Origin of the sequence: Mesorhizobium sp. CO1-1-7 (assembly GCF_020164885.1) — a bacterium.
Classification (GTDB): domain Bacteria; phylum Pseudomonadota; class Alphaproteobacteria; order Rhizobiales; family Rhizobiaceae; genus Mesorhizobium; species Mesorhizobium australicum.
Genome location: NZ_JAIUHA010000005.1, coordinates 27,697 through 41,526, shown reverse-complemented (window position 1 = coordinate 41,526; position 13,830 = coordinate 27,697). Strand labels below are relative to the sequence as shown.

Sequence of the window (13,830 nt, the reverse complement as noted above, 5' to 3'; positions counted from 1 at the left end):
CCGGCCGCCGAAAAGCCGGTCCCTGTCAGGCCGGCCCCTGTCAGGATCACAATGGGCATGGTGGAGGGCGCCTGCATCCGGAAACGTCACGGCGGGCGATGACACCGGAACGGCACCGAGTTTCAAACCCGCGTGCCGCCGACCGTCATCTGGTTCATCCTGAGATGCGGCTGGCCGACGCCGACGGGTACGCCCTGGCCGGCCTTGCCGCACATGCCGATGCCGTTGTCGAGCTTCATGTCGTTGCCGACCATCGAGACGCGGTGCATGGCATCAGGCCCGTTGCCGATCAGCATCGCGCCTTTGATCGGCTGCGTCACCTTGCCGTTCTCGATCATGTAGGCCTCGGTGCAGCCGAACACGAATTTGCCCGACGTGATGTCGACCTGGCCACCGCCGAAGGAGACGGCGTAGATGCCGTTCTTGACGGAGGCGATGATTTCGTCCGGCTCCATGTCGCCTGAGGTCATGTAAGTGTTGGTCATGCGCGGCATCGGCTGGTGCGCATAGCCTTCTCGCCGGCCATTGCCGGTGGCTTTCATGCCCATCAGCCGGGCATTCTGCCGGTCCTGCATGTAGCCGACCAGTTTGCCGTCCTCGATCAAGACGTTGCGGGCCGAAGGCGTGCCTTCGTCGTCGACGGTGAGTGAGCCGCGCCGCTCTGGGATGGTGCCGTCGTCGACGACCGTCACCCCCTTGGCGGCCACCTGCTGCCCCATCAGGCCGGCGAACGCCGACGTCTTCTTGCGGTTGAAATCGCCTTCAAGACCATGACCGACGGCTTCGTGCAGCATCACGCCCGGCCAGCCATTGGATAGCACGATGTCGAAAGTGCCTGCCGGGGCCGGGATTGCCTCCAGGTTGACCACCGCTTGCCGGAGCGCCTCCCTGGCGGCGTGCTTCCAACTATCCTCGATCAGGAATTCGCCGAATGCCTTGCGCCCGCCCATGCCATAGGAGCCGCTTTCCTGGCGGTCGCCGTCGCCGACGACGACCGAGACGTTGACGCGGACCATCGGCCTGATATCGCGCACCATCTGGCCGTCGGCACGAACGATCTCGACATGCTGCCAGGATGCGGCGATCGAGGCCGTTACCTGGCGCACGCGTGGATCCTCGGCGCGCAGCCAGGCGTCGATTTCTTGCAGCAGCTTCGCCTTGGCCTCGAAGGAAGGCGAGGGGATCGGGTTCTCGTCGCCGTAGAGATGGCGGTTGGTACGGGCGGGGGCTGCCGCAAGCGTGCCGGAATAGCCACCCTTGACAGTCGAGACGGCTTCGGCCGCGCGCAGCAGCGACGCCTCGGACAGGTCGCTGGAATGAGCGTAGCCGCTGGCCTCGCCGGCGACGGCCCGCAGGCCAAAGCCCTGGTCGGTGTTGAAATTGGCGGTCTTCAGCTTGCCATTGTCGAACATCAGCGCTTCGCTCTCGCTGTATTCGAGGAAAAGCTCGCCGTCGTCGGCGCCCTTGATGGTGTCAGCGACGATCTGCTTGATGCGGTCGTCTGAAATGTCGAATTGGCCGATCAGGCTGTTCATGGCGCGTCCGTCCGTGGGATGTTTGCTTTCCCCCCGATGTAGGCGTGAAGCCGCGCCCACACAATCGGCAATGACGAATCGGCGCCGACGAATGATTTCGTTCGCTAAACGCAAGGCATGCGTCTGGGGTCGGCAAAAGCCGCGTCCAGGCCTGGTTCAGCGCGAAGCCGCGATCAGGGCAGAGCGGCGAAGCCTTCGGCGAAACCCTTGAGGTCGACGGGAATGCCGATACCCTCTTCCGGGGTCTGGAAAACGATGAATGTTGCCGACGTACCGGTCTTCAGCGTGTCGAGCAGCGGCTTTTCGAGAATGACCTCGGCATAACAGCCGTCCTGGAAGCAGCGCACGAAATAGGCGCGGCCAATGTCCTTGCCGTCGACGTTGAGCCCGAGGCCGTTCGGCAACAGCACGCCGAGCGGCGCCAGCACGCGCAAGATCTCGGCCTTGTTGTCGGCGGTGCGCAGCACGACGACCGAAAGCCCCATCTCCGGACGATCCTCGGCGACGACGTTCTGCATCATCACGCATTGTTCCGAGGTGGCACCGGCCGGCGTGTCGCAGATGATCGACCATGCGCCATGCGTCGAGCGCACCGTGCCGCTTGGCTGGGCAGCATTGGCGTTGCCGGCGATGGACAGACCGGCCGCGCACAGGACCGCGAGAAACAGGGCGTTTGCCAAGGTTCTCGAAAGGCCCAGTCGCGTATGCCTCAGTCTCGAAAGCCAAGAGTTCATGACGGCTCCATTGCGAATCACGGCACTTTAAGCCGCGCCAATGCCAAGTAAAGGACGAGACCGTGGCCGAACTGTCCCTAAAAAGGCAATGCGGCGCTTTTCCTTGCCAAATTCGCCTGAATTACGACGCTTTGCGGGTGTCGCCGGCACAAGGCGTGCGGCCCGCCGAACATACGCGATTCGCCACTACGGCCATTGCCCCGGAAGAGCCACGTCAGCTTGCGCGCAAAAATGCCGCACGGTTTCGACCGCTCCTTTCTTGCGGAGGGAAAAAGAGTATGGTTTGAACCAGCTTGAGACTGTCCGGGATTCCCGTCCCGGCATTGTTGGTTATTCTCGCGGGCACAGCCGGCGAGAGACTGGGAGACGAAGAGGGCGATGAGAAAATTCCTAGCGAGCACCGGTGCTGCTGCCACGTTCCTCGCCTGCGGATCCGCTTATGCGGACCAGCCCAGGCCGTGGGAGACCGGCTTCCAGGCGCCTGCGACCGACATGATGCGGCAGATCGAGTGGTTCGGAAACTACACGATGTGGTTTATCATCCCGGTCACGGTCCTTGTGCTGTTTCTGCTGATCTACTGCATCGTCAAATTCCGCGCGAGCGCCAATCCGACCCCGTCCAAGACCAGCCACAACACGCTGATCGAGGTGATCTGGACCATCGGCCCTGTCGTCATCCTGCTTTGCCTCGCCATCCCCTCGTTCCAACTCCTGACCGCCCAGTATACGCCGCCGGAAGAGGCGAAGCTGACCGTCAAGGCAACCGGCAACCAGTGGAACTGGGATTACGAATACCAGACCGACAACACGCTCGCCTTCAATTCGGCCATCCTTCAGGATGGCGATCGTGCCAAGGCCGGCAAGGAGGATCGCGCGGTCTATCCGCGCCTGCTCGCCGTCGACAACGAGCTGGTCGTGCCGGTCAACACGATGACCCGTGTGCTTGTCACCGCGACCGACGTGATCCATTCCTTTGCCGTGCCGTCTTTCGGCATCAAGATCGACGCCGTTCCCGGCCGCACCAACGAGACCTGGTTCAAGGCGGAGAAAGAAGGCCTCTATTACGGTCAGTGCTCGCAGCTCTGCGGCAAGGACCATGCCTTCATGCCGATCGCCGTTCGTGTGGTGTCGGACACGCAGTTCAAGACCTGGCTGGCCGCGGCCAAGACCGATCTGCCAGGTGCCAACAAGACGCTCATGGCCGAGGTCGATGGCCAGAACAAGGTAGCGGCCGCCGGCAACTGATGTCGCGGGTTAGCAAGATTTAGGGAACGGAGCGGAACATGGCAGACGCTGCAGCTCACGACGGGCACGACCACAAGCCGTATCATGGCTGGGTGCGCTGGGTTTATTCGACCAACCACAAGGATATCGGTACGCTCTACCTGATCTTCGCGATCATGGCCGGCATAATCGGCGGCGCGCTTTCGGTCGCCATCCGCATGGAGCTGCAGGAGCCTGGCATCCAGATCTTCAGCGGTCTTGCGCAGATGGTCTATGGCATGAACGGCGACGCCGCGATCGACGGCGGCAAGAGCATGTACAATGCGTTTGCCACCGCGCACGCGCTGATCATGATTTTCTTCATGGTCATGCCGGCCCTGATCGGCGGTTTCGCCAACTGGATGGTGCCGATCATGATCGGTGCTCCCGATATGGCATTCCCGCGCATGAACAACATCTCATTCTGGCTGCTGCCGCCGGCCTTCATCCTGTTGCTCACCTCAATGTTCGTGCCGAGTGCGCCTGGCGCCTTTGGCGTGGGCGGCGGCTGGACGCTCTATCCGCCGCTTTCGACTTCGGGCCAGCCTGGTCCGGCGATGGATCTGGCGATCCTGTCGATCCACATCGCCGGCGCCTCCTCGATCCTCGGTGCCATCAACTTCATCACCACCATCTTCAACATGCGCGCGCCAGGCATGACCCTGCACAAGATGCCGCTGTTTGCCTGGTCGGTGCTGGTCACCGCCTTCCTGCTTCTGCTGTCCCTCCCAGTTCTGGCCGGCGGCATCACCATGCTGCTCACCGACCGCAACTTCGGCACGACCTTCTTCGCGCCTGACGGTGGTGGTGACCCGATCCTGTTCCAGCACCTGTTCTGGTTCTTCGGTCACCCGGAAGTCTACATCCTGATCTTGCCGGGCTTCGGCATCATCAGCCATATCGTCTCGACCTTCTCGAGGAAGCCGGTATTCGGTTATCTCGGGATGGCCTACGCCATGGTCGCGATCGGCGCGGTCGGCTTCATCGTCTGGGCGCACCATATGTATACGACGGGCCTGTCGCTCGATACGCAGCGCTACTTCGTCTTCGCCACCATGGTCATCGCGGTGCCGACAGGCGTGAAGATCTTTTCCTGGATCGCAACCATGTGGGGCGGATCGATCTCGTTCAAGCCGCCGATGCTGTGGGCGCTGGGCTTCATCTTCCTGTTCACCATCGGTGGCGTCACCGGTGTCCAGCTGGCCAATGCCGGCCTCGACCGGTCGCTGCATGACACCTATTTCGTCATTGCCCACTTCCACTACGTACTGTCGCTGGGCGCGGTGTTCGCCATCTTCGCCGGCTGGTACTACTGGTTCCCGAAGATGACCGGCTACATGTACTCGCCCGTCATCGCCAACACCCATTTTTGGGTCATGTTCGTCGGCGTGAACCTGATCTTTTTCCCGCAGCATTTCCTCGGCCTCGCCGGTATGCCGCGCCGCACCATCGACTATCCTGACGCGTTTGCGGGCTGGAACATGGTTTCGTCCTACGGTTCGTATATTTCGGCCGTCGGTGTGGTGATCTTCCTCTATGGCGTGTTCGAAGCCTTCCAGAAGAAGCGGATCGCCGGCGCCAACCCGTGGGGTGAGGGTGCTACCACGCTCGAATGGCAGCTGCCTTCGCCGCCGCCGTTCCACCAGTGGGAGCAGCTGCCGAAGATCAAATAAGGCGGCTCCCGCTCGAATACAAAACCGCCGGCCCGCCGGCGGTTTTGGCCAACGGAATGATGGACTTGAGTACGCATGGCCCTAGTCGACAAAACCAGCATTGACGAAGCGGGCTTCCGTATGTCGGAAGCTACGGCGGGCGATTTCTTCGCCCTGCTGAAGCCGCGCGTCATGTCGCTGGTGGTGTTCACCGCCTTTGTCGGACTGGTCGCGGCACCGATGACCATCAATCCGCTGCTGGCGGTGATCGCCATCCTGGCCATTGCGATTGGGGCCGGCGCCTCTGGCGCGCTCAACATGTGGTACGACGCCGACATCGACGCGGTGATGACCAGGACCGCCAGCCGCCCGGTGCCTTCCGGCCGGATCCAGCCGCACGAGGCGCTGAGCTTCGGCTTGGTGTTGTCGGTGCTGTCGGTGATGACGCTCGGCGTGTTGGTCAACTGGTTGTCGGCGACGCTGCTGGCCTTCACCATCTTCTTCTATGCCGTGGTCTACACGATGTGGCTGAAACGCTCGACACCGCAGAACATTGTCATTGGCGGTGCAGCGGGCGCCATCCCACCGGTCATCGGCTGGGCCGCGGTGACCGGGTCGGTCAGTCTCGAAAGCATCATCCTGTTCCTGATCATTTTCCTGTGGACGCCGCCGCATTTCTGGGCGCTCGCGCTGTTCAAGTCCGAGGACTATGGCCGCGCCGGCATCCCGATGATGCCCAACGTCGCCGGCCATGCATCGACCCGCCGTCAGATTTTCGCCTACGCGCTGGTGCTGGCCCCGGTCGGCGTGCTGCCCTGGCTGCTCGGCTACACGACGCCGTTCTACGGCGTGGCCGCCTTGCTGTTGGGGGCTGGTTTCGTCTGGTATGCCTGGAAAGTGCTTGGCATGGCCGACGATGACCGCGTCATGAAGCCGGCTAAGGCCCTGTTCGCCTATTCGCTGCTCCATCTCTTCGCAATTTTCGCCGCCTATCTGGCTGACAGTGTCGTCGAACGCGCGCTTGCCATGGGTGGGGCATGACCATGGCCGAGAAAGAACTCGAAACGGTCACCTTGACCGATCGCCAGAAGAAGGCCCAGCGCAGCCGTTCCATCGCCATCGGCGTGGCGCTGGCGGTGCTGGTCGTGATCTTCTACATCGCGACAATCGTGAAGTTCGGCCACAATTTGTCGGGCTCGATGTGATGAGCGCCGAGACGTCCAAGAAGACGGTAGGCAAGACCGGCAACCGCGTTGTCGCGGTTGTCTGCCTTGCTTTCTTCACCGGCATGATCGGCATGGCCTATGCAGCCGTGCCGCTCTACAAGATGTTTTGCCAGGCGACCGGCTATGGCGGCACGACGCAACGTGCCGAGAAGCAATATGCCGGCCGCGTGCTCGATCGCGAGATCACCGTTCGTTTCGACGCCAACATCGCCGGCGTGCCATGGGAGTTCCAGCCGGTCCAGCGCTCGATGACCATGAAGATCGGGCAGACCGTCCAGGCGCATTATCAGGCGACCAACAAGTTCGATCGCCCCGTCACCGGCCGCGCAACCTTCAACGTGCAGCCGGAACTGGCGGGTCCGTACTTCAACAAGGTCGAATGCTTCTGCTTCACCGATACGACGCTGAAGCCGGGCGAGACGCTGGACATGCCGGTCCTGTTCTATGTGGACCCCGACATCGTGAATGTGCCGGAATTGAAGGACGTGAGGACGATCACCCTGTCCTATACGATGTTCCCGGTCGAGAAGACCAAGCCGGTGGCGTCGTCCGGGCCGGCCCAGGGCAATAGCAAGACAGTTTCAGATACCGAAGGAAATCTCGGGGGTTGATATGGCAGACGCGCACGCAAAACCACACCATGACTACCATCTCGTCGACCCGAGCCCATGGCCCTTCCTGGGATCGGTAGGGGCGCTTGTCACCGCTTTTGGCGGTGTCTGCCTCATGGAATACCTGAAAGGCGGCTCCTTCCCGATCTTCGGCGTCAACATCGCCAATCCGTGGCTGTTCTTCATCGGCATTGTGATCGTGCTGTACACCATGTTCGCCTGGTGGTCGGACACGATCAAGGAAGCGCATGAAGGCCACCATACGCGCGTCGTGTCGCTGCACCTGCGCTACGGCATGATCATGTTCATCGCCTCGGAGGTGATGTTCTTCGTTGCCTGGTTCTGGGCCTATTTCGATGCCAGCCTTTTTGCCGGTGAGGTGCAGAACTATGCCCGCCACACGTTTACCGGTGGTGTCTGGCCGCCGAAGGGCATGGAGGTTCTCGATCCCTTCCATTTGCCGCTCTACAACACCATCATCCTGCTGCTGTCGGGCACCACGGTCACCTGGGCGCACCACTCGCTCATCCATGGCGACCGCAAGGGCCTGATCAACGGCTTGGTGCTGACCGTCGGGCTTGGCATGCTGTTCACCATGGTGCAGGCTTACGAGTACATGCACGCGCCGTTCGGCTTCAAGGATTCCATCTACGGCGCCACCTTCTTCATGGCGACCGGCTTCCATGGCTTCCATGTCATCATCGGCACCATCTTCCTGCTGGTCTGCCTGATCCGGGCGATGAAGGGCGACTTCACCCCCAAGCAGCATTTCGGCTTCGAGGCGGCCGCCTGGTATTGGCACTTCGTTGACGTGGTCTGGCTGTTCCTGTTCGCCTCGATCTACGTCTGGGGATCGGTCGGCGCGGTGATCGAAGGCCACTGATCCAGCCTTTTGAGTTTCAATTTCGGGAAGGCGGCCGCGGCGACGTGGCCGCCTTTCTTCTTTTCGGCGCAAGGATCGCCAATCGATGAAAGATGCGGCTGACTTCAATTTGCGCATTTTATCGTCTTGGCATTCCGGCTCTTGCCCGAGAAGGTCTTGCGCGTCGAGGAGGCGAAGCGGCTTCAGCTAGTGGGGCTGGCTGCTTCAATTGGTCGACTGGACCGATGGCTGCATTGGGGTTACGGAGTCCGATATGGACAAATCTGGGCGATCGTGGCCGATGGGACGCCGATCGAGATCGAGCAATAGCCATGAATGACGGCACTACGCATGAGTGAAGACAAGGCGATCTGGCCTCCGATCGATCCGATTTCGGCCGGCCTGCACGGCCGCTGCCCGCGTTGCGGCGAGGGGCGGCTGTTTTCCGGCTTTCTCACCGTCGGCAAGCGCTGCGTCAATTGCGGCCTCGACTATTCCTACGCCGATGCCGGCGATGGACCGGCCGTGTTCGTCATCCTGATCATCGGCTTCATCATCGTCGGTCTGGCGCTCTGGGTGGAAGTGACGCTGAGCCCGCCGCTCTGGCTGCATCTGCTGATATGGATCCCACTCGCCCTGGTGCTGTGTCTCACGGCGCTTCGGCTGATCAAGGGCGTGCTGCTCACCCTGCAATACAGCAACAAAGCAGCCGAGGGTCGGCTGGATCGCGGCGAATGAGCGAAGCGTCTCTGAAGGACCGCGGCCATTCGCGACCACGATCGGCACTGTTGTTCGTCCTTGGCCTTGTGCTGTTCTTGATTCTGCTGGCGCTGGGCACCTGGCAGGTCCAGCGCCTGCACTGGAAGGAAGGCCTGCTGCAGACCATCGACCAGCGCACCCATTCGGCGCCACGACCGCTTTCCGAGGTCGAGAAGGAATTCGCCTCGACCGGCGACGTCGACTACACGCCGGTCACGGTCACCGGCACTTTCCTGCATTCCGGCGAGCGGCATTTCTACGCGACCTGGGAAGGGGATGCCGGCTTCAATGTCTATACGCCGCTGGCCCTCGACGATGGCCGTTTCGTCCTGATCAACCGCGGCTTTGTTCCCTACGACCTCAAGGATGCGGCGAAGCGCGCCAAGGGACAGGTAACGGGCAGGGTCACGGTCACCGGGCTTGCCCGCAACCCGCTGCCGGCAAAGCCCTCCATGATGCTTCCCGACAATGATGTGGGGAAGAACATCTTCTACTGGAAGGACCGCGACGTCATGGCCGCGAGCGCCGGCCTGCCGGCTGGGTTCACCTTGGTGCCGATCTTCATCGATGCCGACAAGACGCCAAATCCCGGCGGCCTTCCGGTCGGGGGTGTCACCATCATCGACCTTCCGAACAGCCATCTGCAATATGCCGTCACCTGGTACGGGCTTGCCGCGGCACTCGCCGCGGTGCTTGTCCTCCGGCTTCGCCGGCCCGCGAAAGAGGAATGAACGCAAGCGACGCCTCTCTTTCCACCGACACCCTTGACAGGGCAGGGGTAGGCACCTCATTTCGGCGCTGACCAACCGGCAGGATTTGATGCTTCACACAATCGCCAAGCCTCCTCTGACGATCCGGCTCTGCCAGCCGCGCGGTTTTTGCGCGGGCGTCGACCGTGCCATCCAGATCGTCGTGCTGGCGCTGAAAAAATATGGCGCCCCGGTCTATGTCCGCCACGAAATCGTCCACAACCGCTATGTCGTCGAGGGGCTGCAGAGCCTTGGGGCCGTCTTCATAGAGGAACTTTCCGAAATCCCGGCCGAACATCGGCAGTCGCCGGTCGTCTTCTCCGCGCACGGTGTGCCCAAGTCCGTGCCGGCGGATGCGCAGGCGCGCAACCTGTTCTATCTCGACGCAACCTGTCCGCTGGTCTCCAAGGTCCACAAGCAGGCAATGCGTCACCAGCGGCTTGGCCGCCATGTGCTGTTGATCGGTCATGCCGGGCACCCCGAGGTGATCGGCACAATGGGGCAGTTGCCGGAAGGCGCGGTAACGCTGATCGAGACCGAAGCCGACGCAGCCCGGCTTGTACCGGCCGATCCAAAAGCACTTGGTTTCGTCACCCAGACCACGCTCTCGGTCGAGGATACCGCCGGCATCATCCGCGCGTTGCAGGAGCGCTTTCCGGACCTGCAGGCGCCGGCGGCGGAATCGATCTGCTACGCCACCACCAACCGCCAGGAAGCGGTCAAGGACACCGCCCCGGGTGCTGACCTCTATCTGATCGTCGGCGCCCCCAATTCCTCGAATTCGCGCCGCCTTGTCGAAGTTGCGGAACGGGCAGGTGCCTCGATGTCGCTTCTCGTGCAGCGCGCCGCTGAAATTCCGTGGAATGACATCGGCACCATTTCGACGCTCGGCCTGTCGGCGGGAGCATCGGCGCCGGAGATCATCGTCGACGAGATCATCGACGCGTTCCGCCAGCGTTTCGACGTCACCATCGACCTGGCCGTCACGGCCACCGAAACAGAGGATTTTCCGGTCATGCGGGTACTGCGCGATGTCGAACTGACGCCGGCCGACATGGCCTTCGTCAATGGGACCGCGTGAACGGCCATGGCGGTCTATACCGACGTTGCGGAGGGCGAACTCGGCGCTTTCCTGAAGCACTACCCGGTCGGCGATCTCCTATCCTACAAGGGCATCGCCGAAGGCACCGAGAATTCGAACTTTCTGCTGCACACCTCGAGCGGCTCCTACATCCTGACGCTCTATGAAAAGCGGGTCGAGAAGGCGGATTTGCCGTTTTTCCTCGGGCTAATGGGCCATCTCGCCAGCAAGGGGGTGTCCTGCCCGCTGCCGGTGACCGCGCATGACGGCAGCGTCATCGGCACGCTGGCCGGCCGGCCGGCCGTGATCATCACCTTCCTCGAAGGACTTTCGCTGCGGCGACCGGCCGCAACGCATTGCGCCGAGGTCGGCAAGGCGCTGGCGGCGCTGCACCTGGCCGGCGCCGACTTTCCGATGACGCGTCCGAACGCGCTCGCCCTCGACGGCTGGCGCAAGCTTTGGGATGCGTCTCGCGGCCGCGCCGACGAGGTCGAGCCGGGCCTTGCGGCCGAGGTCGATGCCGACTTTGCCGATTTCGAGCGGCACTGGCCCAAGGGCCTCCCCGAGGGCATCATTCATGCCGATCTGTTCCCGGACAATGTCTTTTTCCTGGGCGAGAAGCTTTCGGGGCTGATCGATTTCTATTTCGCCTGTGACGATCTCTATGCCTATGATGTCGCCACCTGCCTCAACGCCTGGTGTTTCGAGAAGGATTTTTCCTTCAACCTTACCAAGGGCAAGGCACTGCTTGCCGGTTATCAAAGCGTGCGCCCCCTGAGCGATGACGAGAAAGCGGCGCTGCCGATGCTGGCGCGCGGTTCGGCGCTACGCTTCATGCTGACCCGGCTTTACGACTGGCTGACCGTCCCCGATGGCGGACTGGTGATGAAACGCGACCCGTCCGAATATATCCGAAGGATGCGGTTCCACCGGGCGATCAGATTTCCTTCGGAATATGGATTGGCCGAAAACGGGGTGTCATGAGCAAGCAGGTTGAAATCTTTACCGATGGCGCCTGTTCGGGCAATCCCGGCCCCGGCGGCTGGGGCGCCATCCTGCGCTTCAACGGCACCACCAAGGAACTCTTCGGCGGCGAGGCCGAAACCACCAACAACCGCATGGAATTGCTGGCGGCCATTTCGGCGCTGAATGCGTTGAAGGAGCCTTGCACGGTCGAGCTTCATACCGACAGCAAATACGTCATGGACGGAATTTCCAAATGGATCCATGGCTGGAAGAAGAATGGCTGGAAGACCGCCGACAAGAAGCCGGTCAAGAACGGCGAACTCTGGCAGGCGCTGGACGAGGCCAACCGGCGCCACAAGGTCACCTGGAACTGGGTGAAGGGCCATGCCGGCCACATCGAGAACGAGCGCGCCGACGAGCTGGCTAGGGAAGGCATGGCGCCGTTCAAGAAAGGGCCTTTCAGGCCGGTAGTGTCGGCGCCAAAGCCGGATGTCCAGGCAAAGCAGCCGCTGGCCCCGAAGGCGCGTCGTTCGACCCAGAGCTATTGAGCTTCTGGCATTCGCTGCGCCCGGCCGACAGGAGAATTTCTGTTATGCCGATCGCCTATTACATCACCCATCCTCAGGTTCAGATCGACGCCAGCGTGCCCGTGCCGGATTGGGGTCTATCCGACATCGGTCGTGCCAGGGCGCATGCAATGCTGAACCAGCCGTGGATCGCATCGATCGGGCGTGTGGTGTCGTCGGGCGAACGCAAGGCCGTTGAAACCGCCGAGGTGCTCGGGCGGCACCTCGACCTTGCGGTGCAGGTGAGGGAACGGATGCATGAGAACGACCGGTCGGCGACGGGTTTCCTGCCGCCTCCGGAGTTCGAGGCGGTCGCCGACCGGTTCTTCGCCAATCCGCACGAAAGCATTCGTGGCTGGGAGCGGGCCATCGACGCACAGCAGCGCATCGTGAGCGAGGTCGAGGCCGTCCTCGGTGCCGGCGGCGCCGGCAACATCGCCCTTGTCGGACATGGCGGTGTCGGTACGCTCCTGCTGCTGTCGCTCAGCGGCAGACAAATCAGCCGCGAAGCCGATCAGCTGGCGGGCGGCGGCAACTATTTCGCCTTCAACACCCACACGCGCCAAATTATTCATGGATGGCGACCGATCGACAGGCTGTCTTGATCGGCGTACCGCAGCCGTACTCGTAGCGCAAGGACAGGCTCTTCTCGCGACATCGCAGTTGCTCGAGGATATGGATGGGAGTAATATTTCCCACTATCGAGCAATGCAAGAGAGGACGCAGCGTGGCGAATGTTGAAAAAATGAGCGTGGCTGTGACCCCACAACAGGCAACTCTGATGCGCGAGGCCGTGGAGGCGGGCGAGTATGCCACTGCAAGCGAGATCGTGCGTGAAGCGATGCGGGATTGGCTGGCCAAGCGCGAACTGCGGCATGACGATGTTCGTCGGCTGAGACGGTTGTGGGATGAAGGCAAGGCAAGCGGGAGACCGGAGCCTGTGGATTTCGACGTGTTGCGAAAGGAAGCTCGGCGAGAGCTGACGGAAGCCTCGCGGAATGGCCGTTAGGCTAGTCTGGTCACCCGCGGCCAAGGCTGACCTCATCGACATCTACGTGACGATAGGCAGCGAAAACATACGGGCGGCCGATCGTTACTACGATCAGTTAGAAGCGCGGGCCATGCAGCTGGCAGACCAGCCGCGCATGGGTGTCAGGCGACCGGATATCAGGCCTTCCGCACGAATGCTGGTGGAGGCGCCTTTTGTACTGCTCTACGAAACGATTTCAAACACGGACGATGGCCCAGTGGAGTGGGTTGAAATCGTCCGTGTGGTCGACGGGCGGCGGGATCTGAACAGTCTGTTCTAGCTGTCTACCGGATCAGCAGCGCCGTACCGTAGAGCCCGAGCGCGAACACCGTGTGCGAGACCAGATTGAGGGCGCGGACCCGCATCGGATTCGGCCGCTTCGAGGCCGCCCAACCGGCGCCCATGCCTGGCGCCAGCAGGAACCAGCCGGCGCCGACGGTAACGATGCCGAGGATGAAGGCCGGCAGGAAGGTCGGCGCGGCCAGCCAGCCCGCGCCCGCCAGCATCACCAGGATTATGCCGTAGGCGATGCCGACGAAGTAATGGAAGGCCCAGCCCAGCGCCTGTTCATACGCGTAGGGCGCCGCATCGCCGACATCGTCGTGAAACACCTTGTCGCGGAGGTGCCAGACCCAGCGCCCGACCGGCCCCCAGTTCGGGCGTGGCTGGCCGAACGCCTTGTGCAGGAAGAAGGCCCAGAGATCCATCAGGACGGTCGCGCCGACGCCGATCGCGACAGCGCGCCAGAAGATGTCAAACATCGTAGGATCCCCCCGAAAACCGGCAATTCTGGAGC

The 13,830-nt window shown here is 62.2% G+C and carries 17 protein-coding genes and 1 pseudogene; 15 read left to right on the top strand and 3 right to left on the bottom strand.

The annotated features are described in order from the left end of the window. Nucleotides 1-122: 122 nt before the first annotated feature. Nucleotides 123-1,535, bottom strand: coding sequence for a metalloprotease TldD (gene tldD / locus LB516_RS11835; protein ID WP_140724820.1), 1,413 nt, complete (start codon nt 1,533-1,535; stop codon nt 123-125). A 173-nt stretch (nt 1,536-1,708) separates the two neighbouring features. Next, complete coding sequence (locus LB516_RS11830) at nt 1,709-2,269, bottom strand: invasion associated locus B family protein (protein ID WP_015318798.1); 561 nt, start codon at nt 2,267-2,269, stop codon at nt 1,709-1,711. Nucleotides 2,270-2,647: 378 nt separating this feature from the next. Between LB516_RS11830 and coxB the strand changes: the two genes are divergently transcribed. From coxB to LB516_RS11760, 15 genes and pseudogenes are all read left to right on the top strand, one after another. After that, nucleotides 2,648-3,514 carry a cytochrome c oxidase subunit II gene (coxB, locus tag LB516_RS11825; protein WP_015318797.1) on the top strand — a complete coding sequence of 289 codons (867 nt, stop codon included), beginning with the start codon at nt 2,648-2,650 and terminating at the stop codon, nt 3,512-3,514. Between the two features lie 38 nt (nt 3,515-3,552). After that, nucleotides 3,553-5,205 (top strand): cytochrome c oxidase subunit I, encoded by a 1,653-nt coding sequence (ctaD, locus tag LB516_RS11820; protein WP_015318796.1) that lies wholly within the window; start codon nt 3,553-3,555, stop codon nt 5,203-5,205. 75 nt (nt 5,206-5,280) lie between these two features. Then, entirely contained in the window at nt 5,281-6,225 is a 945-nt protein-coding gene (locus LB516_RS11815; protein ID WP_224719601.1) for a heme o synthase, read from the top strand. 2 nt (nt 6,226-6,227) lie between these two features. After that, nucleotides 6,228-6,389: a hypothetical protein gene (locus LB516_RS11810; RefSeq protein ID WP_015318794.1), complete on the top strand. Its 162-nt coding sequence runs from the start codon at nt 6,228-6,230 to the stop codon at nt 6,387-6,389. Continuing rightward, nucleotides 6,389-7,021, top strand: a complete 633-nt coding sequence (locus tag LB516_RS11805) for a cytochrome c oxidase assembly protein (protein WP_224595871.1) — start codon at nt 6,389-6,391, stop codon at nt 7,019-7,021. Before LB516_RS11810 ends, LB516_RS11805 begins: the two co-directional genes overlap by 1 nt. A gap of 1 nt (nt 7,022) precedes the next feature. Continuing rightward, nucleotides 7,023-7,904, top strand: a complete 882-nt coding sequence (locus LB516_RS11800; protein ID WP_015318792.1) for a cytochrome c oxidase subunit 3 — start codon at nt 7,023-7,025, stop codon at nt 7,902-7,904. 190 nt (nt 7,905-8,094) lie between these two features. Beyond that, nucleotides 8,095-8,213: pseudogene (locus tag LB516_RS29130) on the top strand (L,D-transpeptidase family protein); the annotation flags it as partial. A 21-nt stretch (nt 8,214-8,234) separates the two neighbouring features. After that, entirely contained in the window at nt 8,235-8,621 is a 387-nt protein-coding gene (locus LB516_RS11795; protein ID WP_015318791.1) for a DUF983 domain-containing protein, read from the top strand. Then, nucleotides 8,618-9,373 (top strand): SURF1 family protein, encoded by a 756-nt coding sequence (locus LB516_RS11790; protein ID WP_181172945.1) that lies wholly within the window; start codon nt 8,618-8,620, stop codon nt 9,371-9,373. Before LB516_RS11795 ends, LB516_RS11790 begins: the two co-directional genes overlap by 4 nt. A gap of 88 nt (nt 9,374-9,461) precedes the next feature. Beyond that, a complete protein-coding gene (gene ispH, locus LB516_RS11785; RefSeq protein WP_015318789.1) occupies nt 9,462-10,472 on the top strand; it encodes a 4-hydroxy-3-methylbut-2-enyl diphosphate reductase in 1,011 nt (336 codons plus the stop codon). 6 nt (nt 10,473-10,478) lie between these two features. Further along, a complete protein-coding gene (locus tag LB516_RS11780) occupies nt 10,479-11,456 on the top strand; it encodes a homoserine kinase (protein ID WP_224719600.1) in 978 nt (325 codons plus the stop codon). Beyond that, nucleotides 11,453-11,986, top strand: coding sequence for a ribonuclease HI (gene rnhA, locus LB516_RS11775; RefSeq protein WP_015318787.1), 534 nt, complete (start codon nt 11,453-11,455; stop codon nt 11,984-11,986). Before LB516_RS11780 ends, rnhA begins: the two co-directional genes overlap by 4 nt. Nucleotides 11,987-12,030: 44 nt before the next feature. Continuing rightward, on the top strand, nt 12,031-12,609 hold the full coding sequence (locus LB516_RS11770) for a histidine phosphatase family protein (protein WP_224719599.1): 579 nt from the start codon (nt 12,031-12,033) through the stop codon (nt 12,607-12,609). 122 nt (nt 12,610-12,731) lie between these two features. Beyond that, nucleotides 12,732-13,013, top strand: a complete 282-nt coding sequence (locus LB516_RS11765; RefSeq protein WP_224719598.1) for a type II toxin-antitoxin system ParD family antitoxin — start codon at nt 12,732-12,734, stop codon at nt 13,011-13,013. Then, nucleotides 13,003-13,314, top strand: a complete 312-nt coding sequence (locus LB516_RS11760) for a type II toxin-antitoxin system RelE/ParE family toxin (RefSeq protein ID WP_224719597.1) — start codon at nt 13,003-13,005, stop codon at nt 13,312-13,314. Before LB516_RS11765 ends, LB516_RS11760 begins: the two co-directional genes overlap by 11 nt. Before the next feature lie 4 nt (nt 13,315-13,318). On the opposite strand, the gene LB516_RS11755 is transcribed toward LB516_RS11760, so the two are convergent. Next, nucleotides 13,319-13,795, bottom strand: a complete 477-nt coding sequence (locus LB516_RS11755; protein ID WP_140714989.1) for a DUF2938 domain-containing protein — start codon at nt 13,793-13,795, stop codon at nt 13,319-13,321. Between the last annotated feature and the right edge of the window lie 35 nt (nt 13,796-13,830).

Coding starts and splice junctions, on each gene's coding strand:
- tldD (WP_140724820.1), bottom strand. CDS start 1,535: ATGAACAGCCTGATCGGCCAATTCGACATTTCAGACGACCGCATCAAG.
- LB516_RS11830 (WP_015318798.1), bottom strand. CDS start 2,269: ATGAACTCTTGGCTTTCGAGACTGAGGCATACGCGACTGGGCCTTTCG.
- coxB (WP_015318797.1), top strand. CDS start 2,648: ATGAGAAAATTCCTAGCGAGCACCGGTGCTGCTGCCACGTTCCTCGCC.
- ctaD (WP_015318796.1), top strand. CDS start 3,553: ATGGCAGACGCTGCAGCTCACGACGGGCACGACCACAAGCCGTATCAT.
- LB516_RS11815 (WP_224719601.1), top strand. CDS start 5,281: ATGGCCCTAGTCGACAAAACCAGCATTGACGAAGCGGGCTTCCGTATG.
- LB516_RS11810 (WP_015318794.1), top strand. CDS start 6,228: ATGGCCGAGAAAGAACTCGAAACGGTCACCTTGACCGATCGCCAGAAG.
- LB516_RS11805 (WP_224595871.1), top strand. CDS start 6,389: ATGAGCGCCGAGACGTCCAAGAAGACGGTAGGCAAGACCGGCAACCGC.
- LB516_RS11800 (WP_015318792.1), top strand. CDS start 7,023: ATGGCAGACGCGCACGCAAAACCACACCATGACTACCATCTCGTCGAC.
- LB516_RS11795 (WP_015318791.1), top strand. CDS start 8,235: ATGAGTGAAGACAAGGCGATCTGGCCTCCGATCGATCCGATTTCGGCC.
- LB516_RS11790 (WP_181172945.1), top strand. CDS start 8,618: ATGAGCGAAGCGTCTCTGAAGGACCGCGGCCATTCGCGACCACGATCG.
- ispH (WP_015318789.1), top strand. CDS start 9,462: ATGCTTCACACAATCGCCAAGCCTCCTCTGACGATCCGGCTCTGCCAG.
- LB516_RS11780 (WP_224719600.1), top strand. CDS start 10,479: ATGGCGGTCTATACCGACGTTGCGGAGGGCGAACTCGGCGCTTTCCTG.
- rnhA (WP_015318787.1), top strand. CDS start 11,453: ATGAGCAAGCAGGTTGAAATCTTTACCGATGGCGCCTGTTCGGGCAAT.
- LB516_RS11770 (WP_224719599.1), top strand. CDS start 12,031: ATGCCGATCGCCTATTACATCACCCATCCTCAGGTTCAGATCGACGCC.
- LB516_RS11760 (WP_224719597.1), top strand. CDS start 13,003: ATGGCCGTTAGGCTAGTCTGGTCACCCGCGGCCAAGGCTGACCTCATC.
- LB516_RS11755 (WP_140714989.1), bottom strand. CDS start 13,795: ATGTTTGACATCTTCTGGCGCGCTGTCGCGATCGGCGTCGGCGCGACC.